This window comes from Myxococcus xanthus (genome assembly GCF_006402735.1).
GTDB classification, from domain to species: domain Bacteria; phylum Myxococcota; class Myxococcia; order Myxococcales; family Myxococcaceae; genus Myxococcus; species Myxococcus xanthus_A.
The window spans coordinates 6,553,472-6,580,161 of the sequence record NZ_CP017174.1 but is presented as its reverse complement, the minus strand read 5'-3'; the positions used below and the strand labels follow the sequence as shown (position 1 = coordinate 6,580,161).

25 protein-coding genes, 1 tRNA gene and 1 pseudogene are annotated in these 26,690 nt (G+C 66.9%); 10 read left to right on the top strand and 17 right to left on the bottom strand.

All coding sequences use genetic code 11. From position 1 onward, the window contains the following. Positions 1-59 precede the first annotated feature (59 nt). From BHS09_RS26795 to BHS09_RS26780, 4 genes are all read left to right on the top strand, one after another. Positions 60-440, top strand: a complete 381-nt coding sequence (locus BHS09_RS26795) for a winged helix-turn-helix transcriptional regulator (protein WP_140799481.1) — start codon at positions 60-62, stop codon at positions 438-440. Continuing rightward, complete coding sequence (locus tag BHS09_RS26790; protein WP_140799480.1) at positions 424-858, top strand: RidA family protein; 435 nt, start codon at positions 424-426, stop codon at positions 856-858. Before BHS09_RS26795 ends, BHS09_RS26790 begins: the two co-directional genes overlap by 17 nt. A 103-nt stretch (positions 859-961) precedes the next feature. After that, the gene (locus BHS09_RS26785) at positions 962-2,845 is read left to right on the top strand and encodes a WD40 repeat domain-containing protein (protein ID WP_140799479.1); all 1,884 of its coding nucleotides are present in this window, start codon (positions 962-964) and stop codon (positions 2,843-2,845) included. Positions 2,846-2,887: 42 nt separating this feature from the next. Next, complete coding sequence (locus BHS09_RS26780) at positions 2,888-3,832, top strand: class I SAM-dependent methyltransferase (protein ID WP_140799478.1); 945 nt, start codon at positions 2,888-2,890, stop codon at positions 3,830-3,832. 30 nt (positions 3,833-3,862) lie between these two features. On the opposite strand, the gene BHS09_RS38650 is transcribed toward BHS09_RS26780, so the two are convergent. After that, positions 3,863-4,036 carry a hypothetical protein gene (locus BHS09_RS38650; protein WP_161605173.1) on the bottom strand — a complete coding sequence of 58 codons (174 nt, stop codon included), beginning with the start codon at positions 4,034-4,036 and terminating at the stop codon, positions 3,863-3,865. 174 nt (positions 4,037-4,210) lie between these two features. Here BHS09_RS38650 and BHS09_RS26775 point away from each other — a divergent pair, with 174 nt between their 5' ends. Continuing rightward, entirely contained in the window at positions 4,211-4,483 is a 273-nt protein-coding gene (locus BHS09_RS26775; protein WP_140799477.1) for a hypothetical protein, read from the top strand. Positions 4,484-4,518: 35 nt separating this feature from the next. Here the strand turns inward: BHS09_RS26775 and BHS09_RS26770 are convergent, their stop codons facing one another. Continuing rightward, on the bottom strand, positions 4,519-7,146 hold the full coding sequence (locus tag BHS09_RS26770) for a galactose oxidase-like domain-containing protein (RefSeq protein ID WP_237079841.1): 2,628 nt from the start codon (positions 7,144-7,146) through the stop codon (positions 4,519-4,521). A 402-nt stretch (positions 7,147-7,548) separates the two neighbouring features. Further along, positions 7,549-7,983: an IS66 family transposase gene (locus BHS09_RS38645; RefSeq protein ID WP_257792118.1), complete on the bottom strand. Its 435-nt coding sequence runs from the start codon at positions 7,981-7,983 to the stop codon at positions 7,549-7,551. Positions 7,984-8,183: 200 nt separating this feature from the next. Between BHS09_RS38645 and BHS09_RS26760 the strand changes: the two genes are divergently transcribed. After that, complete coding sequence (locus BHS09_RS26760; protein ID WP_140794339.1) at positions 8,184-8,642, top strand: GNAT family N-acetyltransferase; 459 nt, start codon at positions 8,184-8,186, stop codon at positions 8,640-8,642. Between the two features lie 78 nt (positions 8,643-8,720). Here BHS09_RS26760 and BHS09_RS26755 read toward each other — a convergent pair whose 3' ends face one another. Continuing rightward, positions 8,721-9,503, bottom strand: a complete 783-nt coding sequence (locus tag BHS09_RS26755) for a YggS family pyridoxal phosphate-dependent enzyme (RefSeq protein ID WP_335929705.1) — start codon at positions 9,501-9,503, stop codon at positions 8,721-8,723. A gap of 61 nt (positions 9,504-9,564) precedes the next feature. Here BHS09_RS26755 and pdxR point away from each other — a divergent pair, with 61 nt between their 5' ends. After that, the gene (gene pdxR, locus BHS09_RS26750) at positions 9,565-11,028 is read left to right on the top strand and encodes a MocR-like pyridoxine biosynthesis transcription factor PdxR (RefSeq protein ID WP_140799474.1); all 1,464 of its coding nucleotides are present in this window, start codon (positions 9,565-9,567) and stop codon (positions 11,026-11,028) included. Here pdxR and BHS09_RS26745 read toward each other — a convergent pair. Further along, complete coding sequence (locus tag BHS09_RS26745; RefSeq protein ID WP_140799473.1) at positions 10,985-11,557, bottom strand: hypothetical protein; 573 nt, start codon at positions 11,555-11,557, stop codon at positions 10,985-10,987. The two genes, pdxR and BHS09_RS26745, sit on opposite strands and share 44 nt — an antisense overlap. 515 nt (positions 11,558-12,072) lie before the next feature. On the opposite strand from BHS09_RS26745, the gene BHS09_RS26740 reads away from it, so the two are divergent. Continuing rightward, positions 12,073-12,492, top strand: a complete 420-nt coding sequence (locus tag BHS09_RS26740) for an MAPEG family protein (RefSeq protein WP_140794335.1) — start codon at positions 12,073-12,075, stop codon at positions 12,490-12,492. Positions 12,493-12,710: 218 nt separating this feature from the next. On the opposite strand, the gene BHS09_RS26735 is transcribed toward BHS09_RS26740, so the two are convergent. Continuing rightward, positions 12,711-13,562 (bottom strand): cation diffusion facilitator family transporter, encoded by an 852-nt coding sequence (locus BHS09_RS26735; RefSeq protein ID WP_237079840.1) that lies wholly within the window; start codon positions 13,560-13,562, stop codon positions 12,711-12,713. Between the two features lie 151 nt (positions 13,563-13,713). Then, complete coding sequence (locus BHS09_RS26730; protein ID WP_140794333.1) at positions 13,714-14,283, bottom strand: RNA polymerase sigma factor; 570 nt, start codon at positions 14,281-14,283, stop codon at positions 13,714-13,716. 942 nt (positions 14,284-15,225) lie between these two features. Between BHS09_RS26730 and BHS09_RS26720 the strand changes: the two genes are divergently transcribed. Next, positions 15,226-16,017 carry a hypothetical protein gene (locus tag BHS09_RS26720; protein WP_237077448.1) on the top strand — a complete coding sequence of 264 codons (792 nt, stop codon included), beginning with the start codon at positions 15,226-15,228 and terminating at the stop codon, positions 16,015-16,017. Positions 16,018-16,148: 131 nt separating this feature from the next. Here the strand turns inward: BHS09_RS26720 and BHS09_RS26715 are convergent, their stop codons facing one another. The 10 genes and pseudogenes from BHS09_RS26715 to rpsU all read right to left on the bottom strand — a co-directional run bounded on the left by BHS09_RS26715 (position 16,149) and on the right by rpsU (position 24,961). Further along, on the bottom strand, positions 16,149-16,373 hold the full coding sequence (locus BHS09_RS26715; RefSeq protein ID WP_140794331.1) for a GFA family protein: 225 nt from the start codon (positions 16,371-16,373) through the stop codon (positions 16,149-16,151). Continuing rightward, a pseudogene (locus BHS09_RS40350) lies at positions 16,373-16,875 on the bottom strand (transposase); the annotation flags it as partial. The gene BHS09_RS26715 and the pseudogene BHS09_RS40350, both read right to left, overlap by 1 nt. A 60-nt stretch (positions 16,876-16,935) precedes the next feature. Further along, positions 16,936-18,591 (bottom strand): hypothetical protein, encoded by a 1,656-nt coding sequence (locus BHS09_RS26700; RefSeq protein ID WP_140794328.1) that lies wholly within the window; start codon positions 18,589-18,591, stop codon positions 16,936-16,938. Next, complete coding sequence (locus tag BHS09_RS39550; protein ID WP_237078458.1) at positions 18,476-18,976, bottom strand: pirin-like C-terminal cupin domain-containing protein; 501 nt, start codon at positions 18,974-18,976, stop codon at positions 18,476-18,478. Before BHS09_RS39550 ends, BHS09_RS26700 begins: the two co-directional genes overlap by 116 nt. 235 nt (positions 18,977-19,211) lie before the next feature. Then, positions 19,212-19,284 (bottom strand) — tRNA-Ile (locus tag BHS09_RS26690). 79 nt (positions 19,285-19,363) lie between these two features. Next, a complete protein-coding gene (locus BHS09_RS26685) occupies positions 19,364-19,750 on the bottom strand; it encodes an MGMT family protein (RefSeq protein WP_237077446.1) in 387 nt (128 codons plus the stop codon). Between the two features lie 81 nt (positions 19,751-19,831). After that, positions 19,832-21,958 carry an RNA polymerase sigma factor RpoD gene (gene rpoD / locus BHS09_RS26680; RefSeq protein WP_140794325.1) on the bottom strand — a complete coding sequence of 709 codons (2,127 nt, stop codon included), beginning with the start codon at positions 21,956-21,958 and terminating at the stop codon, positions 19,832-19,834. A 92-nt stretch (positions 21,959-22,050) separates the two neighbouring features. Beyond that, entirely contained in the window at positions 22,051-23,871 is a 1,821-nt protein-coding gene (dnaG, locus tag BHS09_RS26675) for a DNA primase (RefSeq protein ID WP_174260593.1), read from the bottom strand. A gap of 332 nt (positions 23,872-24,203) precedes the next feature. Beyond that, entirely contained in the window at positions 24,204-24,662 is a 459-nt protein-coding gene (locus tag BHS09_RS26670; protein WP_174259341.1) for a GatB/YqeY domain-containing protein, read from the bottom strand. A gap of 104 nt (positions 24,663-24,766) precedes the next feature. Further along, positions 24,767-24,961, bottom strand: coding sequence for a 30S ribosomal protein S21 (gene rpsU, locus BHS09_RS26665; protein ID WP_002614080.1), 195 nt, complete (start codon positions 24,959-24,961; stop codon positions 24,767-24,769). A gap of 111 nt (positions 24,962-25,072) precedes the next feature. Here rpsU and BHS09_RS26660 point away from each other — a divergent pair, with 111 nt between their 5' ends. Continuing rightward, the gene (locus BHS09_RS26660; protein WP_140794322.1) at positions 25,073-26,686 is read left to right on the top strand and encodes a HEAT repeat domain-containing protein; all 1,614 of its coding nucleotides are present in this window, start codon (positions 25,073-25,075) and stop codon (positions 26,684-26,686) included. The last annotated feature ends 4 nt before the right edge of the window (positions 26,687-26,690 follow it).

Sequence of the window (26,690 nt, the reverse complement as noted above, 5' to 3'; positions counted from 1 at the left end):
TGCGTTTCAGGATAAGTATTTACAAGATTGTAAGTGCCGGATGAGGAGGAGGTGGGAGCATGGCGAAAAAGCAGCGCGCTGCGGATTGCGGGCTCGGCACGGCGCTGACGGTCATCGGTGGCAAGTGGAAGCCGACCCTTGAATGGGCGCTGCATCTGGGGCCCACGCGCTTCGGAGAGCTGAATCGCCAGGTTCTCGGCATCAGCGAGAAGGTTCTGTTCGAGCAGCTGCGGGAGCTGGAGGCCGCCGGCGTGGTCGGTCGCGCGGTGTTCGATTCGGTGCCACCCAAGGTGGAATACTCGCTCACTCAAACAGGCGCGGAGCTCAGCAATGCCGTGCACACGTTGTCGGAGTGGGGACGGAATCACGCGCCACGTGATGGTGGAGCGCCGTCGCGGCCTCCCTCCGCTATCCAGGTGAATCATGGGACAGACCGCTGAACCCTCGAAGACGTCGCCGCTGCTCCTGACGAACCCCAAGGGCCTGTTCGACCCAGCGCCCTATGGCTTCTCACACGTGGCGCAGGTGGCGCCCGGCACCCGGCTCGTCTACCTGGCGGGGCAGGGAGGGGAGCGTGAGAACGGGGCGCTCGAGCCCGACTTCCGCCTCCAGGTGCGACAAGCGTTCCAGAACGTCCGCACGGCCCTGGAGTCCGTGGGCGCGGGCGTCGGCGACGTCGCCAAGCTCACGATGCTCGTAGTGGACCACACGGAGGAGAAGCTCCGCATCATCGGCCCCGAACTGGACGCGGCCTGGGGTGGCGGCATGAAGCCGACCTGCACACTGATTCCCGTCCCCCGGCTGGCGCTGGACGGGATGCTCTTCGAGGTGGAAGCGGTCGCCGTCCTGCGGACCTGAGACGCGCTCCGGGACGGACGCGCGCCGACTGACTGTCGCTTGCCTTCCTGGAATGAACCGAAGAGCCTCCCGCGCCCGTCTTTCGCACAGGAGTCTCACGGTGATGCGCATCGGCCATTCCGCTGTCCTGGCCCTGGTGGTTCTTGGCGCCTGCTCGGAAGGGAGTCCGCCCTCGACGCCCGACCCCATCCCGGTTCCCCCGGTGTCGAGCGCCGCGCCCTTCCGGCCCTGTGGAGCCATCGGGGCCGGCGCGCTGGTCGCGTCCGCGATGTCGCCTGACGGCACGGTGCTGGCCGCGGCCACCTTGTCGGGTCAACTGGTCCTCTACCGGCGGGATGGAAGCCGGCTGAGCACGCTCTGGGACCTCCCGGGGCAACAGGTGGGGGTGGCGTTCTCCAAGGACGGGCGCATCCTCGCGGCGGCGAGCCGCACGCAGACTCGGGTCTGGAGCTTTCCGGACCTGGCTCCTGTCCGGACCTTCGCGCACCCGCACGCGGGGCGGACGACGAGCGTGGCGCTCTCCGCGGACGGCGCGTTCATCGCGACGGGTGGGTTCGACAGCCCGACGAGCGAGACCGCCATCGTGAAGATATGGAGCGTGGCGGATGGCGGCATGCTGGGCTCCTGGCAGCGACAGTACGAGCAGGTCGTCCAATCCCTGAGCTTCTCTCCGGATGGAGCAGGGCTGGCCATCGCCCTGCGCCACTCCGTGTGGGTCGTCGGTGTTCCGGCCGCGGGCGAGCCGAGGAGCCTGCCCAATCTGTCGGGAGGGCAGGTCTCCTGGTCCGCGGATGGCGCGCTCCTGGCGTCGGGGGGCAGGGTGGTTCGCGCTGACACCGGCGTGGTGGTCAAGCCCTCGGAGAACTCGCTGCTCCTCGACGCGAGCGCCTTCTCCCCAGACGGTCGGTTCTATGCGGAGGCGGCCGAGGCTGGTGTGACGGTCTACCGCGTGGAGGACTGGACGAAGCTGCACGTCTTTCCCAGACAGGGCGCGTCCCGCGTGAGTCGTCTCGGGTTCAGCCGCGACGGCACGGAGCTCATCCTGGACCTGGGGGTCGATTCCTTCTGGTGCAATGGCTCTGGGCAGAGCTGTGGTCCCTGGGGCAACGAGGTCGTCATCCAGTCGCTTCAGGACCTGGGGCTCGTACGGACCCTCTCCCTGGGCCCGCAGATGCGAGGGCGAGTGGCGTTCTCCCCAGATGGCTCACTCCTCGCGGGCAACGCGGATGGAGTCCTGGGGGTGTGGAGGACGGCGGACCTGAGCGCCGTCGAGGCGCCTGCTGTCGCGAACCCCTGGCGCATCCAGTTCAGTCCGGACCTCAGAAAGGTCCGCGTGGACGCGGCGATCTACGACAGTGTCACCGGCCAGCGGCTCCAGCCGTTCCTGGACCAGGCGCTCTCCGCGGACTTCTCGGTGTCGGCGAGAATCGAGGGGCGCAAGCTCTTCCTGAACGATGTCGCCACAGGCAGGTTCCTGCGGGACGTCGACGTGGAGGAGGATCAGGTGATCGGGTTCTCTCCGGATGGGCGCTTCATCGCCACCAACCAATTCTCCGGGCGTAACCGAATCTGGCTCCGGGACGTAGCAACGGGCACGGTGAGCGAAACGTTCGACCAGGGGTTCAATGCGGGGGGGCCTGACCTCTCGTTCTCGCCCAATGGGCGGTGGCTTGGCAGCGCGGATGGAACTGGCTTCTCGTCGGTCGAAGTCCTCGGGCTCCAGGGCTGGGTGAGCGCGTCGCTCCCGCGCGGCTTCGCCTCGGCGTTTTCGCCCGACAGCTCCGTGCTGGCCCTGGGGAATGTCGAGTCCGAGGTGCTGTTGTGGAAGACCTCCGACTTCACGGTTCGCGAGCGGTTGTCGGGGCATGGGACCTCCATCGCGCAAGAGCAGTGGCCTCAATCCATCATCGGAGTCGTTTTTGCTCGAACCGGGCAGCTCGCCACGCTGGGGGCGGACCGGACGGTCCGGCTCTGGTGTTCGCCGTAGCGCTCTCGAAACGAGATGGCACCGCCATTCCTGGGAGGCTGAATGAATCTCTATGACGAGCTGGCCGACTGGTGGCCCCTGGTGTCGCCCCCCTCGGACTACGCCGAGGAGGCCGCCGAGTATCTGCGGCTGCTGCGCGCCGCGGCGACGAAGCCCTTGGAGACGGTGCTCGAGCTGGGCAGTGGTGGTGGCAACAACGCGAGCCACCTCAAACGGGACTTCAGGATGACCCTGGTGGAGCCCTCGGAGGGGATGCGCGCGCACAGCATCGCGCTCAACCCCGAGTGCGAGCATCTGCTGGGAGACATGCGCACCGTGCGGCTGGGGCGGACCTTCGACGCCGTCTTCATCCACGACGCCATCGAGTACATGGCGTCGGAAGAGGACCTGCGCGCCGCGCTGGCGACGGCGGCCGAGCACGTGGCGCCTGGCGGCGTGGCGTTGGTGGCGCCGGATGACACGCGAGAGACCTTCGAGCCCGGGCTGACTCGTCGCGGTGAAGCGGGCGCGCTGACCCTGCGAGCGGGACGCGCCACGCGGTGGGATGGAGGCACGGTGGAGTGGATCAAGGAGCTGGAGTCCTGTTCGAAGTTGAGTACGCCTTCGGAGGTCGATGCCTTCTCGCGCGTCCTGGGAGACATGGCGCGCAGCAAGGACCGGCGCTACCTGCCCGTGATGCTGTCGTATCTCGATGATGACGCGGAAGCGGGCGACGTGATGAAGGTGATCATCGGCATGGCGGAGTCGTTCGGCGCCGATGACTATGTTTCAGCGGTCATCGGGATGCTCGGCGTCCTGCGGGGACGGGCCCGGGATTGGTTGGAGGTCATCCACTGGCGCATCTTCAGCTCGGATGAGTTCACGAGGGCGTACCGGGTTGCTCGGCTCGGGCATGCGGACGACGCGGTCGTCCGTGGATTCCTCGAAGACTTCTTGAAGGAGAACCCCGAGAAGCAGGAGCGCGTCGAGTTCGTCCTGACGGAGTGATTGCAGACATCCGAGAGCGGCCGTCTCCGCTCAGGGCCAGGGCTTGACGGGCTCGGCGAGGACGCGCCGCAGCGCCGCATCCCGCGCGGTGGCGTCCTCTCCAATCAGTGCTCGCAACAGCGCCAGCTGCTCCTCCTTGCGCGCGGGGTCATGTCCCCACAGCCCATGCCGCGCCATCAGCATCTCCGCCGCGTCGAGCAACATCGACTCCCGAGGCTGGGAGGGCGGCCTGGACAGGCGTGTACCCCAAGGGGGCTCAAGCGGCCTCTCCACCGGCCTGGCACACAGCTCGGACGCCCCCCGTCAGCTGCCCTCCTCGTCCCCTCTGCTCCTGCCCGCCACCTTCAACAGAGTCCCTATTCGTCTGATGCGCCCGACGTGACGGAAGCGGAGTTGCCCAGGCTCGCCATCGAGCCCTATCCGCAGCAGTACGTGTCCCCGTTCAAGATGAAGAGTGGCGAGGAGCTGCTGCGGCCCATCCGTCCGGAGGACGAGCCGAAGATGGAGCGCTTCCTCCGGACGCTCTCCGAGCAGACGGTGTTCCTGCGCTACGCGGGGCTGATGCAGTTGAGCACGCGCGTGGCGCACGAGCGGCTGGGGTTCTCCATCCTCCCCACGAGGAGCTGGCCCCGGACATGGTCAAAGCGGTGAAGGTGCTCTGAGTCACATCCGGGGCCGCGAGGTGGCTACTTCGCTTCGAGGTTCAGTTCGAGGTCGAACGCCACGTCGCTCGACTCCGCGTTGGCCTGCTTCACCATCACCGCGATGATGTTCTCCCCCACGACGAAGGCAGAGCCGTCGAAGCGGGCCGTGCTGATGACGGCGTTCTTCAACACGCGGCTGGCGAAGGTGCCATGGCCGAGGCCGTCGTCGGCGTACCGCGAGTAGACGAGCGTCCCGTTCACCCAGATGGCCACGCCGTCGTCATGCAGCACGCGGAGGTTGGCGGTGCGGATGGCCTCGCCGAGCGTGAGCTTCCTGCGGAAGTAGACGCTCGGCTGAAGGGGCTTCGTCTTGTTGAGCACGGTGTGCTCGTCCCCGTCCCCATAGCCGAGCTTCGCGGGGCCCGAGCGCCATGCGTCGTCGTCGAAGTTGACCGACGTCCACTGCGTGCCCGGGTTCACGTTGCTGTCATCGAACTTCCAGTACTCGCCGAAGGCGATGGCCTGGAACTGGGGCGTCCGGGAGATGGTGAAGGGCAGGTCCGTGCGGTCGCTGATGTCCGGACGCGAGGCGTCCGAGATTCGCAGCACGCCCTTGGACGTCTCGGTGTTCGGCACCGTCCACTCATAGAAGCCGATGTTGGGGACACCCTGGTCGACCAGGGTCCAGTTGGCCCCGTCGTCGGGCGAGAACTCCACCCGCACGTTGTCGACGCCCGCGCCGTGGGTCATCCACTGGAGCATCTGGACGTTGCCCGGGCGCAGCGTCTCGCCGCCGTTGGGGCTCTCCATGAAGAGGGCATCGTGCTGCATGCCGTCGGTGGTCACCTTCAGCTCCAGGTCGAAGGACAGGTCACTGGAGGTGGCGTTCGCCTGCTTCACCATGACGGCCAGCGTGTTCTCACCCATCACGAAGCGGGCGCCGGAGACGGGCGTCTGGCTCAAGGTGTTGTCGGAAGCTGTGCCGGAGGCATAGGCCGAGTGCGCGGTTGAGCCGACATACTTGGAGAACACCTGGGTGCCATTGAGGAACACCGCCACGCCATCGTCGTGAATCACCTGGAGCGTGGCCTGCTCCACCATGCCGTGGACGGTGAACTTGCGGCGGAAGTAGACGGTGGGCTGCGCCGGCGTCGTCTTCGTCAGCACCGTCTCCTCGTCCGTCTCGCCATAGCCGAGCTGGGCCGGGCCCTTCTTCCAGGACGCGTCGCTGAAGCCAGAAGACGTCCAGGCGGAGCCCGGGTCGACGTTGCGGTCGTCGTACTTCCACTCGGAGCCGAAGGCCACCGCGGTGAAGCCGGTGTTGGGAGGAGGTTCGGTCGGGAGCGGCGTCGTGCCTCCTCCGCCGATGCGGATGATCTTCGCGACCGACGGCACCTTCTTCGAGTTGAGCAGGAACAGCATGTAGTGGCCGGGCGGCGCCACGTTCGGGTTGGGCGGCGCGACGACGTTGAGCCCCCCGCCGCTGGCGGTGAAGCGCAGCTTCATGAAGCGCTGGTTCTCGTCGAAGGCGTGGGTGACGGAGCCCAGGCGAACCCAGGACGCCATGGTGATGCTGGCCGCCTCGGGGGTGTTGACGCGGAAGGTCTCTCCATAGGCGATGGACGCGGGCGCGGAGGAGATGGTGGGGCGCGGGCCATTGAAGAGATACGGCGGGGAGAAGACCTGCATCGTCTTGACGTTGCGGCTGCCCGCGGACAGCACGCGTCCGTCCGGCAACAGCACGGTGGTGGAGTGATAGCCGCGATAGGCCGACGCGGGCGCCAGCACCGACCACTGCTCGGTGACGGGGTTCCACAGCTCCGTCTCCAGGCGGGGGAACTTGGGGTTGTCGGTGCCGGGGCCGCTGTGGCCGCCGGTGACGAGCACCGTGCCGTCCGGGAGCACGGTGCTGTTGTGCTGGCGGCGCACGTAGCGCATGGGCCGCACGGTGCGCCAGGCGGGCTTCGCGGCGTTGAGGTCGAGAACCTCCACGTTGTTGGTGGGGGGATTGTCGCCACCGGTGATCAGCACCTTGCCGTCGTCATACATCACCGCGCTGCCCGCGTTGCGGCTGCGGGCGTAGTTGGTGCGAGGCCCGGAGGTCCAGGCGCCGGTGCCATTCGTGTCGAGGTACCGCGCGGGCTTCCAGTACCCCGCCATGAGCGTCTTTCCCGTGCTAGTCACGAACATCCACGGGTAGTACATGAGCTCCAAGCTCGCGCCCGTCAGGTTGCGCCAGGAGTTCTTCGACGTCTGCCAGACTTGGGGAATCAGGTTCTTGGTCCTGTCTTCCTTGGCGCCGCCAATCACCAGCATGTCCCCATTGGGGAGCGTGGTGACGGTGGGGTACCAGCGGCCGGCGTTCATGTTCGGCAGCCGCGTCCAGGTGAGCTTGAAGGGGTCGAAGATGGCGGCGTAGGGCAGGCCGGAGTCATCCGTGATGTGGCCACCGGCCACGAGCAGCCGGCCATCCGGCATGAAGGCATGGCCCGCGCAGAAGATGTTGAAGCCCGCCTTGGGCAGCGTGGTGAGGACGTTGGTCTGCGGGTCCCAGAGCGTGGGGGTGTCTCCGTCCCCGAACTCGGAGAAGAACATCACTTTCCCGGTGGGGAGCACGTGGGTGTGGACCGCGGAGTACGGCCACTTCTGGACGGGGGTCCATTGTCCCACGGAGGCTGGTTGTGCCTGGGCGACCGATAACGAGGCCCAGGCAGCGAGAAAGGCAAGACGCCACGGATGGAACATCAGGCTGCCCCTTTGTTGGTTGAAAGGTCGCGCAACGGTAGGCACACGGCCCTTGCGAGCCACATCGTTCTGGCGTGCGTGGACAATGACGCGGGGTGGACCGAGCCCCAGCGCCTTCGTCGGGGCCCGGACCGTCCGTGAGGCACGAGTGTCGGATTTCCCAGCGGACTCGAATCGGTGGCTGCTCTAGAAGGCGCTGGAGAGCGTGGGCATGCTCACCGGCGACGCGAGCATCAACCGCGACGCGCTGCCGCGTCCCTCGTGGGAGGGCGGCTTGGACAGGCGTGTACCCCAAGGGGGCTCAAGCGGCCTCTCCACCGGCCTGGCTCACAGCTCGGACGCCCCCGTCAGCTGCCCTCCTCGTCCCCTCTGCTCCTGCCCGCCACCCTCAACTGAGTCCCTATTCGTCTCATGCGCGAAGTCCCCAAGGGGATCGAGTTCGAGGCACTCCTGACTGTTGCGAGCGCCGCCTTCGAGAAGAAGACGGGACAGGAGGTAGTCCTTGGGCTCAATGTCGCACAGCTTCGCGAACTCAAGCAGGGAGTAGAACACGGCGGTCACCTCGGTGCCCCGATGCGAGCGGCTCCCGTAGTGGTTCTTGCGACCGAGGACAACGCCGCGGAGCGCTCTCTCCACAGGGTTGGAGCCCAGCGGAATGCGCGCGTCCTCGAGGAATCGGGTGAGGCCGTGCTGCCGCACGTATGCCGTTGTCGTGCGCGTGGAGAACGTGTCGGATCGAGGGAGACTCCAGAATGAGAACACCCCGGCGGCGAGCCATTGGAGCGCCCGTCCATCTGGACCCGTCCAGTTCTCAATTCTGGAGCATGTCACGGGACTTGCGACAGGGTAATAGCCCCGACCGTGGAAGGTTCGATTCCCGCAGGCGAGCGACGAGGGCAATGCCCAGCATCGCGCGCCTTCACGTTTGAAATTGACAAGAACCAACGACAAGGAGCGCTGGAATGAGCGAGAAGAATCACACGATCGTTCGCCCCGTTGAGAGGGGCGACTTTGAACAATGGCTGCCGTACTGGAAGAGCTACCTGGAATTCTACAAGATCACTTTGCCGGAGGAAGTGACCCAGGCGACCTGGGAGCGATTCTTCGACGACCGCGAGCCAATGCACTCGGCCGTCGCGGTGGACGGCGAACGAATCGTTGGGTTTGTCAACTATCTCTTCCACCGTTCGACGTGGGCGCAGAATGACTTCTGCTACCTCGAAGACCTCTTCGTCGCTCCAGAGACACGGGGACGCCAAGTAGGCAAGAAGCTCATCGAGTTCGTACAGCAGCGCGCCCGCGCAAAGGATTGCGGGCGTCTCTACTGGCATACTCAAGAAACCAATCTCACGGCGCAACGACTCTACGATTGGATCGGAGAGAAGCCTGGTGTGATCGAATATCGGATGTCGCTCGCTTGATCGACAGATGACCGTCGAAGCGCGTCTCGGCTGTGCTTGAGGCCCTCGGCATGGATGAGGCGGGGGCTTCGGCGGTCGTTACGACGTGTGGTCTGAGGTCGCGTTCGGCTCAGGCCAATAGTGGCTGTCGGGCAGCTCGCGAGGGCCGAAGATCGCCTGCCCCACGCGCACGATGGTAGCTCCCTCCTCGACAGCCAACTCGAAGTCGCCGGACATCCCCATCGAGAGCTCGTTCATCGTGATGCCAGCCGGCGCCTCCTCACGCAGCCGCGCGCGCAGCTCCCGAAGCAGCGTGAAGCACGGACGCACACGCGTCGGATCGGCCGACAGCAGCGCGAGAGTCATCAGCCCACGGACGCGCAGCGAGGAGAAGGCGGGCAACTCGCGGACGAAGCGGGCGACCTCATCCGGCGGCAGGCCGAACTTGCTGGCCTCACCGGACGTGTTGACCTGCACCAACACGTCGAGCGCGCGCCCTTCCACCTGCAAGCGTCGATCGAGCGCCTCCGCGACGCGAAGGCTGTCCAGCGCCTGAAACTCGCTGGCGAAGCGCGCGACGACCTTCGCTTTGTTCGTCTGGAGGTGCCCGATCACCGACCACCGCAGGTCGGTGAGATCTGCCATCGCCTCGGCCTTACCCAACGCCTCCTGGACCTTGTTCTCGCCGAATTCGCGGCAGCCAGCCGCGTAGGCCATGCGGATGCGGGCCTTGGGCATGGTCTTGCTGACCGGCAGGAGACGGACCTCGACCGGATCGCGACCGACGCGCGCGCACGCAGCGGCGATGCGCCCGCGAACAGTCGCCAGGTTGCGCCGAAAGTCCTCGACGCTGTACGCAGGTGAATATGCCGGGGTGCTGATGGCTACCTCCTGGAGCGCGCACGTCCTTGCGCGAGTTCGTGAGTAGCGGGAGACTGGCCCCATGGACAGCCCCAGAGTCAATAATGGCGAGGGTCCAGTTAGGCGACCGTGGCGCTTCGACTTCACCCTCGAACGGGACACGTCCGTAACGCAGCAGACGCAGCTCACCCGAGCGCTCATCCACGAGATCCAGCGCGGGAGGCTCCCTCCGGGCTCGATGCTACCAGGAAGCCGAACCCTCGCAGACCAGCTCGGGGTGAATCGGAAGGTGGTCGTCGCGGCGGTTGACGAGCTCGTCGCCCAGGGATGGCTCGAGACGCGCCCCGCCTCTGGAACGCGCGTGGCGGCCTCCCTACCGCGCTCGGCGATCGCTGACGTCGAGTTGCCCACGCAGCGCAAGACGGCCTGGCCCCGTCGGGACACCTCCCTCGTGTCGATAACCGATGGGTTGCCGGACCCTCGGCTCGCGCCGCAGGCGGAGTTGGCGCGCGCATACGCGCGGGCGCTTCGCTCACTCAGCCGAGCGGCGGCGGGCTACGGCGACGCAGCAGGAGATCCGAGCCTCCGCGAAGTGATTTCGAGCTTCGTCAATCAGGCTCGCGGGCTCTCCACAACCATCGATGAGATCTTCCTCGCTCGTGGAGCGCAGGGCGCGCTCGGTCTCTACGCACTGGCGATGCTCGAACGTGGCGACGTGGTCGCTGTGGAGGTGCCAGGTTACGCACCTGCGTGGCGCGCGTTCGAGTTTGCGGGGGCTAAGGTCTCGTACATCCCCATCGATGGCGAGGGCTTGAGGACCGACGTCCTCGAGAAGACGGCGCGGAGGTTGTCGGGCAAGTTGAAGGCTGTCTACGTGACGCCGCATCATCAGTACCCGACGTCGGTCTCCATGACGCCGGAACGACGGATAAAGCTGCTGCAGCTTGCCGAGCACTTCGACTTCACCATCGTCGAGGACGACTACGACTACGAGTACCACTTCGAAGGTGAGCCGCTGCTGCCGCTCCACGCGACCGGAGGCTCGCGGCGCGTCGTCTACATCGCGTCGCTGTCCAAGCTGCTCGCGCCGACCGTGCGGCTCGGCTACCTCGTCGCGTCGGAGGAGTGCATTCGCAAGCTGAAGGAAACGCGTGAGCTGCTCGAACGACAAGGTGACGTCGTCCTCGAGCACGCCATCGCGGAGCTCTTCGAAGACGGGACACTCCAGCGTCACGCGAGGCGAGCCCGTCGAGAATACAAAGCACGCCGAGATCACCTCCTCTCGCGGCTCCGCGCGACGCCTGCGCTCGACGAGTGCTTCGACTACTCCGTGCCGGCGGGTGGGTTGGCGCTGTGGCTGACCCTGCGCAGGGGGAGCATCGACTCGTTGGTGGCAAGGGCGCGTGAGGAGCACCTGCTGATGGCCCCAGGCTCCACCTATCTTCCCAAGGGGCGCCTGGACGCCGTTCGGCTCGGGTTCGCCGCGCACACGCCGGACGAGCTTACGCGAATCTGCGACACGCTCGCCCGTTGCATTCCAAGCTGACCGCCCCGCTGTCCCCCTCCTGCCTCCCGGGCGGCTTTGGCGGTGGGTGCTGGCGCACATGAAGGAGGGGGGCGGTGAGCGCCGTCAGGCTCGTGCCGCAGCCGGGCGTGGACGGCGGGATGAAGCCCGCGCTGCAGTTCGTGTTGGCGGACGGGTCGGACAGGTACAGACCACGGATGAACTGCACCTGCGCGGGCGTCAGTTGGTGCCCGTGCGCCTCGAAGAGCAGCTTCAGCCGGGAGACGACCTCCGTGCGAAGCTGCGCGCCACCGGCTCCGGCAGGGAGACCCGAGGCGAGCCCTTGCTTCACCAGACAGTCGTACTTGGCGGTGACCTGCACGGCGGCAGATGCGGCAGTGAGCGCCAGGTCGTCACACGCGCGGCAGAGCGGCTGCTGCACATAGAGCGGCGAGGGCTCGTAGTTCTTCGGCGTCATCGTCGCCCACTTCGCGGCTGCCGCCAGCTTCACGGAGTTCAGTGAGGTGTCCGCGGGGTGGAACAGCGGGTTCGCGTTGCAGGCGGTGGCCACGTCATTGCCGAAGTTGTTGTGACGGCTCGTGGTGGAGATGGGCTTGGACGGGTCGGGGCACGGGGGGGGCCCGTGGACGCACCACAGGCCGCGTCTGCCTTGGCGATGTACGTGGGCCACTGGGTCAGCGTGAAGGTGCACCGCGCGGGCCCAGGCTCTGGCAGGAGCGAGGGCCCTCGGCGGGGTCGTGAAGGCTGTCAGCGATGGGAACGGAGCCCGCGCCGGATATTTCCGGGGACTATTCCGTTCCCGGTGCGCCCGGGCTCAGCCTCGAACATGGCCCACGGGTCGACTGGTCCATGTCTTCGCCACTTCGATTGCTTCGACGACCTGCACCTTCGGCGAGGTGTCTCACTGCAGGCGGGTCAGCTAGCCCTGAGAGCGAGAAGCGTGGTCGTCAGCCAGCGTTCCACCCTCTGTCGAATGGCCCCCCGCGTACCCGGAGGCAAGTGTGCCGGATTCAGGTGGCCAGCCACGAGTTGCGCCGTGCCGCGGCATGGGGCAGGGAAGGAACCATGCACAGCCCCATTCTCGCTCCCATCGTCGCGCTCGTGTCCTGGTCCATGGTCATGTGGGCATGGATGTATGCCACTCGCTTGCCGGCCATGTTCAAGGTCAGCATGAAACCCGACCCGTATGCACCGCGCGGCGAGCAGATGAGCCAACTGCCGGCCAAGGTGCGCTGGAAGGCCGACAACTACAACCACCTGATGGAGCAGCCGACGATCTTCTACGCCATCACCCTGGCACTGGCCCTGCTGGGCGAAGGAACTGGCCTCAACCTGCTACTGGCCTGGAGCTATGTGGGCCTGCGCGTGGTGCATAGCCTGGTGCAGGCGCTCATCAACAAGATCGAGCTGCGCTTCGCGCTCTTCGTGCTGTCGTCACTGGTGCTGTTCGGACTGACGTTCAAGGCGGCCATGGCTGTGCTCTGACCAGGTCACGGCTCGCCGCGCAGGCGGCATGGGCAGGCGTATATACGCGGTGGCGATCTCCGTCAGCTTGCCCGCCACCCTCAACTGAGTCCCTATTCGTCTTATGCGCTATGCGCCTACGACATCTCCAAGCCATGGGCCGCCACATGTGCATCCGGGACATCCCAGAGACCTACGAGGCCTTCGCCACGCACCACGGCCGGCTCCGCGCCGCCGCGTCAGGCAGGCTCGAACGCGAGCTGGCAGCAACCCGTGAGCGCCCCCTCCTCCACCTGGAGCGTGATGTGCTCGATGCCGAACTCGTCATGGAGCCGCCGCTTCACGTCGTCGAGGAAGGCGTCGTCCAGCCGCGGCTCCCGCATGACGAGGTGCGCGGTGAGCGCGGCCTCGGTGGTGCTCATGGCCCAGACGTGCAGGTCATGGACCTCGGACACCCCTGGAGTCTGAATGAGCCGCTCGCGCACCTGACGCACGTCGATGTGTCCCGGCACGGCCTGGAGCGCGAGGTTGACGGAGTCCTTGAGCAGCCCCCACGTCCCCACGAAGATGAGGCCCGCGATGACCAGTGTCACCACCGGGTCCAGCCACGCCCAACCCGTGTAGTAGATGAGGAGACCCGCCAGGACGACGCCCAGCGACACGGCCGCGTCAGCTGCCAGGTGGAGGAAGGCGCCTCGGATGTTGAGGTCGCGCTCGCGGCCCTTCCAGAAGAGCAGCGCCGTGGCCGCGTTGACGACGATGCCCACGCCCGCCACCGACATGATGGTGAAGCTGGACACGGTGGCGGGCTGCCCCAGCCGCCGCACCGCCTCCCAGCCCATGCCGCCCACCGCGACCAGCAGCAGCAAGGCGTTGAGCAGCGCGGCCAGGATGGTGGCGCTCCGGAAGCCGTAGGTATGGCGCTCCGTCGCCTTGCGCCGGCCCAGGGCGCTCGCCCCCCAGGCGAGGACGAGCCCCAGCACGTCACTCAGGTTGTGCCCCGCATCCGCCAGCAGGGCGAGCGAGCCGGACAGGATGCCATACGTGGCTTCGACGCCGACGAAGGCCAGGTTGAGACCGATGCCGAGCATGAAGGCACGGCTGTGCGAGTCGGGCGCGGCGTGCGCGTGCCCGTGAGAGTGCGAGTGGGAGTGGGAGTGCGAGTGCGAGTGCGAGTGTCCCGCCATGGAGAACGGCTCCTTCGTTCCAGTTCTCCCTCCTGACGACGCGCCTGGGCCCCGGTTACAGTCCGCCCGCCTCCTCGCAGGGGCAGTCCACGCAGCCCTTGCGGCAGCAAGTGGTTCCGCACGACTGCTCCAGCCTCCGGCCCAGCGCCTGCCGGGCCCGGTGGAGGCGCACCTTCGCGTTGGTGTGGGTGATGCCGGCCGCCTCCGCGAACTCCGCCAGGGTCTGCCCGTCCAGGTCCACCCGCTGGAGCGCGTCGGAGTACTCCGGCTTCAGGGTGGTGGTGAGCGTGGAGACACAGGCGCAGACGGTCCGCTCCAGCTCCGCCGCGTCTGCGGTGGACAGGGGGCTCTCCTCGGCGAAGGCCCGCAGGGCGCGCCCCTGGCGCTGCTCGTGCCGGTAGCGGTCGATGAGCGCGTTGCGAAGCAGGCGGTAGAACCAGGCCACCGCCCGCTCCTCCTCACGCAGGGTGCTCCCGCGCTCCACGCTCTTGAGCAGCGCGGCCTGGAGCACCTCCTCCGCCGCCTCGACGCTCCCGACGTGGGGTGTCAGGAAGGCGAGGAAGCGCTGGCGGTTCTGGAGCAGGAGCGCGAGGACCTCCGGGGACATGGCCCCAGCCTCGCACATCGCGGTGCATCAGCGGGCGTGGACTTCCTGCGTGGGGCAAGTCCACGGTGACGGGCATGGCCCACAGCGCGTCGCCTCGCGTGTCAGAGCGGGCCCGGAAGAAGAGGGTGCTGCCCACTCGGGTGAAGGCCTGTGGGTTGGAGCCCCCCAACGGAGAGAGGTCCGCGACCAGCCCCGTCCGTCCGGGCGTGCCGTCCGTCACCCAGGGCTCCAACCCCGTCCCGCCGCCGTCCGCGCTGAAGAGCAGCGTCCCGACGCCGGTGTCGAAGAGCGGCGAGTCGTTCTCGTCGCCGGTGGAGAACCCCCGGCTGAGCTCCGGCGAAGTCCCCCAACTGCGCGATCCAGGCTCTGCTCCCCGAGGCGCGGGCGGAGTTCGCTGTCAGCCCATCGCTCTGGGCGGACATCGAGGCCCGCGGCGCCGCCACGCTCGACTCCGAGCGGGACTTCTACGTCGCCTCCATCTCCCTCGTTCCCGTTCCCCTCGGTCCGCTCGTCTTCGTGCCCACCATCGACATCATCGGCAGCGTCGCAGGCGGCGCTTCCGCTACCTTCGTGGTCGGAGCGCGGTGCGCGCGCCGACCACGAGAGCTCCGTGCTCCTCTCGTCCAGGAGCAGCGTTCCTCTGGGTGAGCCGCCGCGGCTGAAGGACTTCCCCGAGTGAGAAGCTCGGCTCGTCGGCTGTACGGAGCACGCACGCACCCGGGAAGGCAGTCGAACGGGCTCCGCGCATAGAGCCGCGTGCTCGCCTACCCGCACGCTTCGCCGCCCCCCCGTTCGGGATGATCTCGTCACCGCACGCGGTTCGCGCCGTCCATGACGATCCCAAACTTCTTCAGAGCTTCGTTCATCTCCGCGCTTGTCATTGGCACCGCCGCTCCTGCGCTCGCCGCCCCGGCCACTCCTCCCGCTCCCGTGGCGGAGGTCGGTCCGCACGGAGTGGGGATGCTGTTCCCCTCCGAGCCCTCCGGCAGCAGCTTCCACCTCGGCGACGGCGACCCCACCGACTCCGAGCCATTCTTCGACATGGAAGGCGACGAGGCCACGCCCGGCCTCGAATCCGGCGTCCCCTACTGGTCGACCACCGGCCACCGCGTCACGTACGCGAGCGGCAAGCCCGCCGGAAAGACGGTGCGGCTCCACCTCCGTCCCGGCGGCGGCGAGCAGTCCTTCACCTGGCGTGACGGCGCCCTCGAGAACGGCTTCATCGGCAGCCCCGACGATCTCCTGAACTTCGAGGCCACCGTCTACGTGCGCGTCCACGAGGACAACGGCACGCACCACTCCATGTCCTGGAAGATGCGCGGCGGCCAGCACACGAAGCCCGAGGTGGCGCGCTCGAGCTGCGTCGGCATGGACGTCCCGTTCGGCGGCGCCTCGCCCCAGGCCTACCGCGAGCTCGACCACCCGACCTACGACCACCTCTCGCTCACACCCTCCTTCGACTACCAACTGCAGGAAGGTCGCTGGCTCGGCGTGAAGGTGGTTTCGTATCTGGTCGAGGGCGGCACCCGGAACCTGCTGTTCCTCGACACCAATCCCTTCGACGCCTCCGGCACGCCGCGTAACGAGTTCCGCCTCTTCACCGAATGGCACGACCGCGACGGCGAGAGCACCGGTCACTACGATCGGGCGGCCACGTGGGCCGGCTGGGAGACGACGTTCCGCGTGGACGGCTGGCGGCGGGTCGACTTCGCCTACCCCTCGGCACGCGAGATCGTGCCGCCGACCCCGTAAGCGCCCTGGCGCTACGCGCGCTCGCGGTCGCGGGGCTGCTCGCCCCAGCCGATCGCGAGCGCGACGCGTCCGGCCGACGGTGAAGCGATCGATTCGCGATATGCGCTCGGCAGAGAAGTGACAAATAACAATCACCTCTCATGCTGCGGCAACCCATCGGTGATTTCGTAGGAGTCGCCGTTCTCTTCGACGAAGATGTGCATTTTCACCGTCGTGTTCGTGGGTCCCTCGAAGGCGCCCATCGCGATGCCGATCCAGTCGTGCATGCGCGTGTCGAGCGGGTCCAAGAAGAGGGAGGCCCCGCACGTCGAGCAGAAGCCGCGCCGCGCCTTCTCCGACGACCGGGGGCAGCTCAGGGGCTGCCGTAGGTACCTCGGCTTTGCTGGTGAATGGCCGCCACTTCCACGGACAGCTCGCGGTCGCGCTGTCGGCGCTGGGGCTCAGGCCGCTTCGCCCAGGCGTAGTATCCGGAGCGGGAGACGCCCAACTGGCGGCACAGGAATGCGACTGACAGGGAGGCCTTCTCCACGTGGATGAAGCGGAACTTCACTTCATCTCCTTCGCGAAGAAGGCCGCCGCGTTTTTTAGTAGCTCCTTCTCCATTTCCAGCTGCCGCACGCGTTTGCGCAGCTGGGAGAGTTCCGCCCGCTCCTCGCTGGTGAGGGCACCCGGCTTGCCCTCGCCCCGGTCCGTCCGGGCCTGCTCCACCCACCGCCGGAAGGCCGTCTCTGTCAGGTCCAAGTCCCTCGCCACCTCCGCGACGGACTTGCCCTCCTCAAGCACCAACTTCACCGCTCCGGACCTGAACTCCGGGGTGAAGCTACGTCGCTGCCGCCTCTTCTTCTCGCGCTCCGACATCGAACACCCTTCCATCACATCGGGGGTGTCCACGGAAGCGGGTGACGCTCACCTGATGCTTCACGGGGCGCGCACCTCATTCGATAAGGCGACGGAACTCACAGGCGCGGTGGGGGGCGGCATCTGCGGAGCGTTGGCCGGAGGAGGCGCCGATGGGGCAGTGGCATTGTTCGAGGGCACGGGTTCCAATTGGGCGAGCGGATGCTTCAGGAAGTGCTGACTGAGCAGCTCGAGGAAGTGCGTGTCCCGGATGTCGCGCGCGTACTCCAGCACGCCCTCGCCGTCGCGGAAGTCGATCTGATACTTTCTTGTTGACGCCTTGGCCTGCTGCAGTAGCTGGCGCGCCTCCGGGACGAAGGTGCCGCTGGTCCAGAACTCGAACTTGCGGACTCGGCAGGCGTGATGGTTCGGGTGGGCGTGCAGATATGCGTCAATGCGCGGCACGCTGATCTTGAGCCACTTCTCGACCTCCTCACGGGAGACTCGCGTGTTCGGCGACTTGCCCTTGCACTCGTAGACCGCTACTTCTTGGCTTCCTTTGGTGCGCAGGACATCAATTTCGGCCCGTGCACCCGTGGTCGGATCGGTGATTCCCACGCCTAGCTGGGTCTCATTTCCCTCGTTCACACGGACTAGGTGCGCGATGATCATCTCGAAAAGTGCGCCGCGAAGATTTCCCGCTGCGCCTTCGATCTTGCTGAGTCGGTTCACTAGGTCGATGACCACGAGCGGATTCTGGACCACCGCGTCGGTGGCATGGGTAAGCGTGGAGAGGAGGGTCTGCAGCGCGGTCCCCACGTCCTCCCCCAGCACGGCCCCCGGCGTGGCTAGGACCAGCCCCCGGTTCCTGCCAAGCGCGAATGCCTGCCGCTCAAAGTGGTCGGCAATTAAGAAGGCGAGGAATGGCCGGGTCTTCCTCTGGTAACGCATCACCTCGCACTTGTGGAGGAAAACCTCGACCTGCTGCTCGGTCAGCGTCGTTCCGAGGACGACGTCTGCCACGATGAATCCCGGGTTCCCGCCCGACTTGCTCCGGCGGTCGAATGTGAGCAGCGGATGCATGTAGGAAGGGGCGGTCAGGTCCCATCGGAACTGCCCGAAGCGAGGCTGCTCCTCCGCCGGAGCCTCATCGCTCCGGAGCTTCACCGACTCGTAGCTGCCCAGGCCGAGGTTCCGGAGCCACTCCTTTAGTGCATTGAGGAGCAGATCCTCGGTCAGTCGCCGGGCGCGAACCGCGTTCAGGGGAATTGACGGAAGCGGGAGGCGCTCCCCAAAGGTCACGCACTCTCCGAGCCGGGCGTGTGTCTGGAGACGGAACAGGCGGAGATCGAGCCCACGCTCCAGCACGCCCTGGGCAGGGACATGCTTCTTCAGGAACTCCGGGCTGCCACAGATGATGCTGAAGTGCTTCCTGGGGACGAGGCCTCCCCTCGCCTTCAGCGCGTGGAGCGCAAGCCCGTAGACGGAGCCGGTGTCGTCCAGCGCCTTGAGGAGGGCTTGCCAGAACTCCTCCGTGTTCCATTGCTCCTTCAGGTAGACGAAGCGCTCGTTGTGGGGAAATCGGAGGTTCTTGATCTTCTGAACCTCCGGAGGTGCGCGCTCAATGCGCTTGCGAGCCGTGGCGGCTGGAATGCCTTGTCCCTGGAGCAACGTGCAGAGGTGGGACGACAGGGTGGGGCCTGACTGGCGCAGGAACTCCTGGAGCGAAGAAGCCATCGCGGGACCTCCAGACGGTGTCACACTGCTCTGTTTTTAAACAACACATCAGGAGCGGCTTTGCGTTCGAAAAGTCCAATATAATCAAGGGCTTGTGCGATTTTTTGCCGGTCGGACGTGTCACTAGCCCGGTTGAGGGGGGGATTCTGCGGCGGATTCCCCTCATGCCCGTCAAGCCAGCCGTTCGAGGCGGCCGTTGGAGTGCCGCGCGAAGCTGCCTTCCTTGAGCGGGTTGACGGGGTTGTTGCTCGGCCACGGGCAGCTGACGAAGCTGCTGGATTTCTTGCCGCGAGTTCATCGCGAACGGGCCGTAGTGGATGACGGGTTCGCCACTGGGACGCCCTTGCAAGAGCAGCAGAGCCGCTACGTCCGCGCCGTTCTCCACATGCTCGCCCACCGTCACAGCAGGTGCCTATGGGCACCTCGTTATGGAGGTCATGCGTGCGGGTCTGGGCCAGCGCAGCTATTCCTGTGGTCCAATGTGTCCCTTGCACAGGTGCTCTCGCTTATTGGTGGGCGGTCCGCTTTAGGCGCCGGTGGTGCGGAACTCAGCGGATGCCGCTCAATGGACAGACCCCCCCCGGAGAGATTCCCGAGAAATTGCAAGGCATTGAGGGGAGTGGGCCCTCCTGGATTCGAACCAGGGACCAATCGGTTATGAGCCGACAGCTCTAACCGCTGAGCTAAGGGCCCTCATGCGCCAACCAACCGCGTAACGGATTGAATATCCCTGGGCGCGCAGTCCTGGCAAGGGGCCTCGTTCAACCCACCCTCAGCGCTTCCGCTTCGTTGCCAGTCCAGGGGCCGGTGCCTCGCGGGGCACCTTCACGCGGAAGGTGTCCCCACGCTGTGCCACTTCCATGCCCTCGGCCCTCAGGCGCCGTGCCTGCTCCTGCGCCACCTGGGGCGCCAGCGTTCCGTCCGAGCGCGTGACGCGCCACCAGGGCAGCGGCAGCTCGGGCTTCTGGGGCAGGGTGGCCATCTCCCGGCCCACGCCCCTCGCCGCCCCAGGACGGCCCGCGTAGAGCGCCACCTGGGCATAGGAGCGCACCTGCCCGCGCGGAATGGCCCGGACCGCCTGCCACACCGCCTTGGAGAAGGGGAGGGAAGCCTTCTTCGCTTCGGCCTTCGCTGTCTTCGTCTTCGCTCGGAGCGCCACGGCCTCGGACTCTAGAAACACGAAGGCCCCCGGTCCACGAATGGAGCGGGGGCCCACGTTTCAGCTCAGCTCAGGCGCGGTTCAGCTCTCCACGAAGGAGCGCAGGCGCTTGGAGCGGCTCGGGTGGCGCAGCTTGCGCAGCGCCTTGGCCTCAATCTGACGGATGCGCTCGCGCGTCACCTCGAAGTCCTGACCCACCTCTTCCAGCGTGTGGTCGGACTTCTCGCCGATGCCGAAGCGCATGCGGAGCACCTTCTCCTCACGCGGCGTCAGCGTGGCGAGCACCTTCCGGGTCTGCTCCGCCAGGTTCATGTTGATGACGGCGTCGGCCGGCGACACGAGGCTCTTGTCCTCGATGAAGTCGCCCAGGTGGCTGTCCTCTTCCTCGCCAATCGGCGTCTCGAGGGAGATGGGCTCCTTCGCAATCTTGAGGACCTTGCGGACCTTGTCGAGCGGCAGCTCCATCTTCTCCGCGATCTCCTCCGGCGTCGGCTCGCGGCCAATCTCCTGCACCAGGTAGCGGCTGGTGCGGATGAGCTTGTTGATGGTCTCGATCATGTGCACCGGGATGCGGATGGTGCGGGCCTGGTCCGCGATGGCGCGGGTGATGGCCTGACGAATCCACCAGGTGGCGTAGGTCGAGAACTTGTAGCCGCGCTTGTACTCGAACTTGTCCACGGCCTTCATCAGGCCGATGTTGCCCTCCTGGATGAGGTCCAGGAACTGCAGGCCGCGGTTCGTGTACTTCTTCGCGATGGACACCACGAGGCGCAGGTTGGCCTCCACCAGCTCGCTCTTGGCGCGCTCGGCGCGGCGCTCACCCAGTCGGATGGCGTCGTAGTTGCGGCGCAGCGACTCGACGGGGAGGTTGGCCTCCTCCTCGACCTTCTTGATCTTCCGCACCGCCGTGCGCACGTCGCGGTCCAGGACCTCCAACTGCTCCGGCGTGAGGTTGAGCTGCTTCTGCAGCTTCTTGCCGATGTTGGGGTTCTCCCGCGACTCCTTCAACTGCGGGCGCAGCTCCTTCATGGAGCAGTCGTAGCGGCGCTCCAAATCCCGCAGCTCGTCCTCGGCCTTGTCGACGCGCTCGATGAGGGCCTTGAGGTTGATGACGATGCGGTCCACCTGCTTCTTGTTGAGCCGCATCTCCTCCAGGACTTCCATCATCTTGGTCCGGAGGTCCTTGATCTCCTGCTTCACTTCCTTCTTGCGGACCTCGGTCAGCTTCTTCTTGGAGGACAGCTCCTCCTCCAGGACGTCGCAGTCCTGGGCGAACTTGCGGAAGCGCTCGATCTGCTTGCAGATCTGCTCGATCTTGTTGAGCTCGCTCTGCGCCAGTTGCGCCGGAGCGTCGCCCTCGCCGACTTCCTCGGGCGCCTCTTCGGCACCTTCGGACTGCGCCTCTTCCGGCGCGTCCTTGATGACGTCGCGCACGCGCAGCTTGGCCGTCTTCAGCTTGTTGCCGATGTCGAGGATCTCCTCGACGGCCACCTTGCACGCCAGCAGCGCGCGGAGGACTTCCTTCTCGCCGTCCTCGATGCGCTTGGCGATTTCGACCTCGCCCTCGCGGGTGAGCAGGCTGACGCTGCCCATCTTGCGCAGGTACAGGCGCACCGGGTCGTTCGACTTGCCGCCCGGCTCGTCGTCCTCGTCCTTCTCGTCCTCGTCGGCGTCTTCCTTCTCTTCCTCGACGGTGACGGTGGGCTTGATTTCGTTGTTCTGAGCGGCCTTCTGCGCGTCGACAATCTCGATGTCGTTGTCGCCGAACATGCTCATCACGTCGTCGATCTGATCGGACGACACGATGTCGGCGGGGAGCGCGTCATTGACCTCGTCGTACGTGAGGAAGCCCTTCTCACGGCCCGCGGCGAGCAGGTCCTTGACCTCCTTGCGCTCGGCGACCGGATCCTCCTCGATGTCGTCCTCGACGGCGTCGGGGTCCACCTGGACGGCGGCGGCGGCCTCTTCCGCGGCCTCCTCCGGGTCCACGTCATCGCCCATGGCCGGCGCCACGCCCTTCTTCTTCTTCTTGAGCTTCTCCGTCGCCTCGGCGACGACGTCCCTCGCGACGAGTTCTTCCTTCTCCTCGGCGCCCGTCTTGGCCCCCTTCGCCGCGGCACCGTCCGGAGCCTTCTTCTTGCGGATCACCGGATCCACCTTCTTCTTGGTCGGCTTCACGGACGCCTTCGAGGGCTTCTGCGTCGGCATTCGGGTACTTCTCCTTGAGCAAATTCAGGGGCTTGAGGCCTGGGCGAGCCGGCCGATCTACCGCAAAGTCAGGGTTTCTTACAAACGCGAACTCAAACCGGTTGCATGGGCGCCTTTGTTCCCGAGGAGGCAGGCTTGAGCTCCTCCAGGACACGCTTCTTGAGCGCCAACAGTTCCACGCGCTCCGCCAGGAGCTGGCGCGTCTCCTCTGTCAGGTCGAACGCCCCCGGGGTCTGCTCTGTCGCCCGCTTTATATAAACGAGCCGCTCGTCGATGCGCCGCACCATGATTTCCCTGCAGATGGAGAGGAACGCCGCCTCCAGGGGAACAGGCTCCGAGGGGAGCTGCCGCAGCGCGCTTTCAATGCCGCGCTTCACGGCTTCCGAGGATTCAAAGAGCGCATCGTTTGCGCCGTGCCCCGACGTCGCATGCGCCAGCGCCATGCGCAGGCCCATGTGGGACAGCTCGTCACACACGCGGAAGGTGTCCCGCGCCATCAACCGTGGCTCTTTCAACACCGCGCCCACGTAGAAGCACTCCAGCGCGGGGGGAGGCTTCTCCAGGGGCGGGGCGGGGCGGTTGGGGCTCGAAGGAGGTGCGTCCCCGCCGGCGGGCTTGGGCAGGGGCACCTTGCTGCGCAGGGCCGCCTCCACGTCCGCAGGCCGCCAGCCGAAGTGCTCGGCCACCGCGCTGAAGAGGGTGGCGCGCACCAGGCCGACGGGGACCTGTCCCACCACCGGCTTGAGCCGATCGAGCGCTGCCATCTTCTCCTCGAAGCTCGCGGCCTTGCCCTCCGGGAGGAGCGAGGCGAACAGGTGGCCGGTGAGCGGGTGGGCGCCTTCCAGCAGCCGTTCCACGCCCTCCTGGCCCTCTCGACGCGCGAAGGTGTCTGGATCATCCCCTTGCGGCAGCAGGGCAACTCGCGCGGTCGCCCCTGCGGCGAGCAGGGGACCGGAAAGCCGTTCGACAGCGGCAAGGCCGGCCGAGTCGCCGTCCAACAGCAGAATCAGCTCGCGGGCCTCGGCGCGCTTCAGCACCTGCATGTGTCCGGCGGTGAGGTTGGTGGAGCACAGCGCCACCGCGTGCCGCACGCCCACCTGGTGCAGGCCAATGGCGTCGAAGTAGCCCTCTACCAGCACGGCGGCCTTGCGCTTGCGAATCTCGTCGCGGGACTGGTCCATGCCGAAGAGCGTCTCGCTCTTGTTGTAGAGCCGGGACTCGCGCGAGTTGAGGTACTTGGGCCCTTCATCCGCGCCAACCAGACGGCCACCGAAGGCGATGGGGCGGCCCTCCGGCGCGCGGATGGGCACCATGACTCGGCTGCGGAAGAAGTCGTAGTAGCCGTCGCCGCTGTTGCGCTTGAGGACCAGGCCGGCCTTCGCCGCCCACTCCAGCATGCCCAGCTTCTGGAAGCGCTCCGTCAGTGAGGCCCATTCGAGGGGCGCCCAGCCCAGGCCGAACGCAATGGCCGTCTCTTCGGAGACGCCGCGGCTGGCGATGTAGGCGCGGGCGGAGCGGCCTTCGTCCTGCTGCCACAGCATGGCGCGGAAGTGCTCGGCGGCCTGGTCCGTGGCCTCCTTGATTTGCTGCCGCTCCCGCATGCTGGGGTCCTGCTCGGCCTCCAGGTCCACGCCGAGGTCGCGCGCCAGGTCCCGCACCGCGTCCAGGAACGTCTTGCCCAGGTAGCGCTGGACGAATGACACCGCGTCGCCGCTCGCGCGGCAGCCATGGCAGAAATAGAAGCGCTTCTCCGGCACCACGTAGAAAGAGGGCGTCTTCTCCTGATGGAAGGGACAGCAGGCCTTCCATTCGCGCCCGGCCTTCTTCAGGTCGACATGCCGGGAGATGAGCCCGACGAGGTCCACCCGTTCGAGGACCTCCTGGATCTTGTGCTCAGGAATCACGACTCCCACCCCCTGGCCCACCCCTGGGCGGGCCCAGCGCCTGCATCGTGTCTGACAGGGCTGACGTCGCCTGCCCACCCGCCGACCTGGCGGATCATCCCCATGGGGGCGGAAGCCGGAGCGCTCGCGAAGGCAGGGGGTGTTTGCGGCATGGGGTGGACTCCTGAGGCCCCTGCACGCGACTTCCGCTGGGGTGAGCGGGTGGCGCGGCGGGACTGACCCAGGCACTTAATGACGGGGGGCCGAGGGAGCAAGTTTCCGCATCCCTGTCCAGCCCTTCAATGCAAAGGCGCCGCCGGTTTCCCGACAGCGCCAGCGCTGACCTCAGAACGGTGGAGGGCTCAGGAGAGCTTCGCGAGCTCCGACTTCACTGCCTCGGAGATGGCTCGGCCTTCCGCCTTGCCGTGAATCTTGGCGTTGAGGTTCTTCATCACCGCGCCCATGTCCTTGGGTCCCTTGGCGCTCGTCTCGGCGATGGCGGCGCGGACCTCGGCGGCCAGCTCGTCGGCGGTCAGCTGCTTGGGCAGGTAGTTCTGGAGGATGCTGATTTCAGCCTCTTCCTTCTCCGCCAGCTCCGGGCGGCCACCCGTCTTGAACTGCTCCACGGAATCACGGCGCTGCTTGATGAGGCCGGCGATGACAGTGAGGACTCCCGCGTCATCCAGGGCGGAGGCGCCGGGCTCCACTTCCTTGTACTTCACCGCGCTCTTGAGCATCCGCAGCACGCTCAGCGTCAGCTCGCTCTTGGACCGCATCGCGTCCTTCAGGTCCGCGTCGATCCGCTCCTTCAGGGTGGCCATGGTCGCAGCTCCGGAGGGTAAGACGTTGTTCAGGGGGACTTCGACGGCGGGAGCCAGGGCACCTGACATCGGTGGCGCCCCGGCTCCACGCGCGAGGCACGCGCCTAGAACGACTTGCGGGCCTTCTTCACAGCGCGCTTCTTGGCGGCGAGGGCCTTCTTCTTCCGCTTCACGGAAGGCTTCTCGTAGTGCTCGCGCTTACGGATCTCGGAAAGGATTCCAGCCTTCTCGGTGGCCTTCTTGAAACGCTTGAGGGCGCTCTCGATGGACTCTCCTTCCTTCACTCGGATACCGGGCATGCAGTCACCTCCTTCCGCCGTACGTAGATGTGGGTGTAGATCAAAAGGGGCAGCGGGTATGACCCACTGGGAGGGAAAACGCAAGGACGCTGGACGAAAACGCTAAGTCGGATGAACTACACTGTCCGCCTCGTGAGCCCAGCCCTCCTCCTGGTGGTACTCCTGACGACCGGCCAGCAGCAAGGTGGGACCCCGACCCGAGAATGCTGGATGTCCTGCCAGCGGCACGTGACGGACGCGGCCTTGCGCGCTCGGACCTGCGGCAGCTGCCTGCCGGGAGGCCGCGTGGATTCCTGGGTGCAGGGCCTGGCGGGGCAGCGGCCCATTCCTCGTGCGCCGCTCGTCTCCGCCATGAAGGATCCGGACTGGCGGGTGAGGTGGGCGGCGGTGCGCGCGGATGCCAGGCGTCAGGGCGTCACGGATCGCCGGGCCCTGGCGGATTGGGTCATGGCGGAGCCGGTGTCGTCCAACCTGACTGCGTGTCTGACGGCGGCTCGCGCCGCGGCGGAGGCCGGGGCTTCCTCCGCGAAGTTCCTGCGAGATGCCGGACCTCGCGGCGCCAATGCCGCGGCCCGCGTGTGGGGGCGGCGGGAGGCCATTCGCGAAGCGCTGGAGCTGGAGCTGTACGCGGAGGACCTGGCGGTTCGGAGCTCGGCGCTGGCCCACCTGGCCGGGTTCCTGGGCCGCAAGCCCGCACGCGTTCTTCTGGACGCCATGGCGACGCGGCCGGAGAGCGTGGATGCGGTCAGCGCCAGCGCGCTCAAGGTGGTGGCGGGGCGCAGCCGGTCGTCGGTGGGGCGGATGCTGCTGGACGAGGCGAAGCCCGCGGAGGAGGCGCGCATCAACCGGCTCTTCGCTGTGTATTCGAAGGAGCTGGAGGGGATGCAGCCGGAGCTGACCGTGGCGGATCCACTCCAGCGCCGACGCGCGGTGGAGTCGTTGCGGGTGTATGGGCCGCTGGCGATGCGGGAGCTGGAGCGGGCGCTCGGCGATTCCGACCGGTGGGTGCGCCGGGATGCGGCGCGGGCGCTGGCCGATGCGGAAGGCGTCCCGCTGCGCACGGCGGCGGAGCGGCGCATCGAGTCGAGTGACGCGATGCAGGCGCGGCCGTGGCTGGAGGCCATGGCGAGGGAGAAGGGGTGTGCGGCCTTCTTCCTGGGGATGGCTCGGGACCAGGCGCTGGCCGCGTCCGTCCGAGGCGCTGCGTTGGCACAGCTGGCGGACTGTAGCGAGGGGGCTCGGGATAGGGTGTCCTCGGTGGAGCCGTTCCTTGCAGATGAGCAGCCGCTGCTTCGCGCGGGGGCCGTGCGGGCCTTGAGCGGTTTGACGACGCGGCACCCAGGCGTGTCAGAGGCCACCTCGCGTGCGCTGGGGGATGGGGCTCCCGAGGTGGTGAGCGCTGCACTGGAGTTGCTGACGCTTCAGCGGCAGACGTCCCGGGGCGATGATGCCGCGATGCTGCTGGAGTCGGACCATGCGGTGGTGCGCGCCGCTGCCGCCGAGGCGCTGGAGCAGATTGGGCGCGCTTCGCACGTGAAGGCGCTGGCGGGGTGCCTGCGGGCGGATGCGGAGGCCGCTGTGCGGGTGGCCGCGGCAACGGCCCTGGGCCGGATTGGTGGAGCGCAGGCCGCGGCCGCGCTGTCGGACGCAGCGGCGCGCGATCCGGACTCCCATGTGAAGCACGTGTCGCGCGAGGCGCTGCGGAGGCTGGGCTTCGGTCAGTAGGGGG

Coding starts and splice junctions, on each gene's coding strand:
- BHS09_RS26795 (WP_140799481.1), top strand. CDS start 60: ATGGCGAAAAAGCAGCGCGCTGCGGATTGCGGGCTCGGCACGGCGCTG.
- BHS09_RS26790 (WP_140799480.1), top strand. CDS start 424: ATGGGACAGACCGCTGAACCCTCGAAGACGTCGCCGCTGCTCCTGACG.
- BHS09_RS26785 (WP_140799479.1), top strand. CDS start 962: ATGCGCATCGGCCATTCCGCTGTCCTGGCCCTGGTGGTTCTTGGCGCC.
- BHS09_RS26780 (WP_140799478.1), top strand. CDS start 2,888: ATGAATCTCTATGACGAGCTGGCCGACTGGTGGCCCCTGGTGTCGCCC.
- BHS09_RS38650 (WP_161605173.1), bottom strand. CDS start 4,036: ATGTTGCTCGACGCGGCGGAGATGCTGATGGCGCGGCATGGGCTGTGG.
- BHS09_RS26760 (WP_140794339.1), top strand. CDS start 8,184: ATGAGCGAGAAGAATCACACGATCGTTCGCCCCGTTGAGAGGGGCGAC.
- pdxR (WP_140799474.1), top strand. CDS start 9,565: ATGGACAGCCCCAGAGTCAATAATGGCGAGGGTCCAGTTAGGCGACCG.
- BHS09_RS26740 (WP_140794335.1), top strand. CDS start 12,073: ATGCACAGCCCCATTCTCGCTCCCATCGTCGCGCTCGTGTCCTGGTCC.
- BHS09_RS26735 (WP_237079840.1), bottom strand. CDS start 13,562: ATGCTCGGCATCGGTCTCAACCTGGCCTTCGTCGGCGTCGAAGCCACG.
- BHS09_RS26730 (WP_140794333.1), bottom strand. CDS start 14,283: ATGTGCGAGGCTGGGGCCATGTCCCCGGAGGTCCTCGCGCTCCTGCTC.
- BHS09_RS26720 (WP_237077448.1), top strand. CDS start 15,226: ATGCTGTTCCCCTCCGAGCCCTCCGGCAGCAGCTTCCACCTCGGCGAC.
- BHS09_RS26700 (WP_140794328.1), bottom strand. CDS start 18,591: ATGGCTTCTTCGCTCCAGGAGTTCCTGCGCCAGTCAGGCCCCACCCTG.
- rpoD (WP_140794325.1), bottom strand. CDS start 21,958: ATGCCGACGCAGAAGCCCTCGAAGGCGTCCGTGAAGCCGACCAAGAAG.
- BHS09_RS26670 (WP_174259341.1), bottom strand. CDS start 24,662: ATGGCCACCCTGAAGGAGCGGATCGACGCGGACCTGAAGGACGCGATG.
- rpsU (WP_002614080.1), bottom strand. CDS start 24,961: ATGCCCGGTATCCGAGTGAAGGAAGGAGAGTCCATCGAGAGCGCCCTC.
- BHS09_RS26660 (WP_140794322.1), top strand. CDS start 25,073: ATGAACTACACTGTCCGCCTCGTGAGCCCAGCCCTCCTCCTGGTGGTA.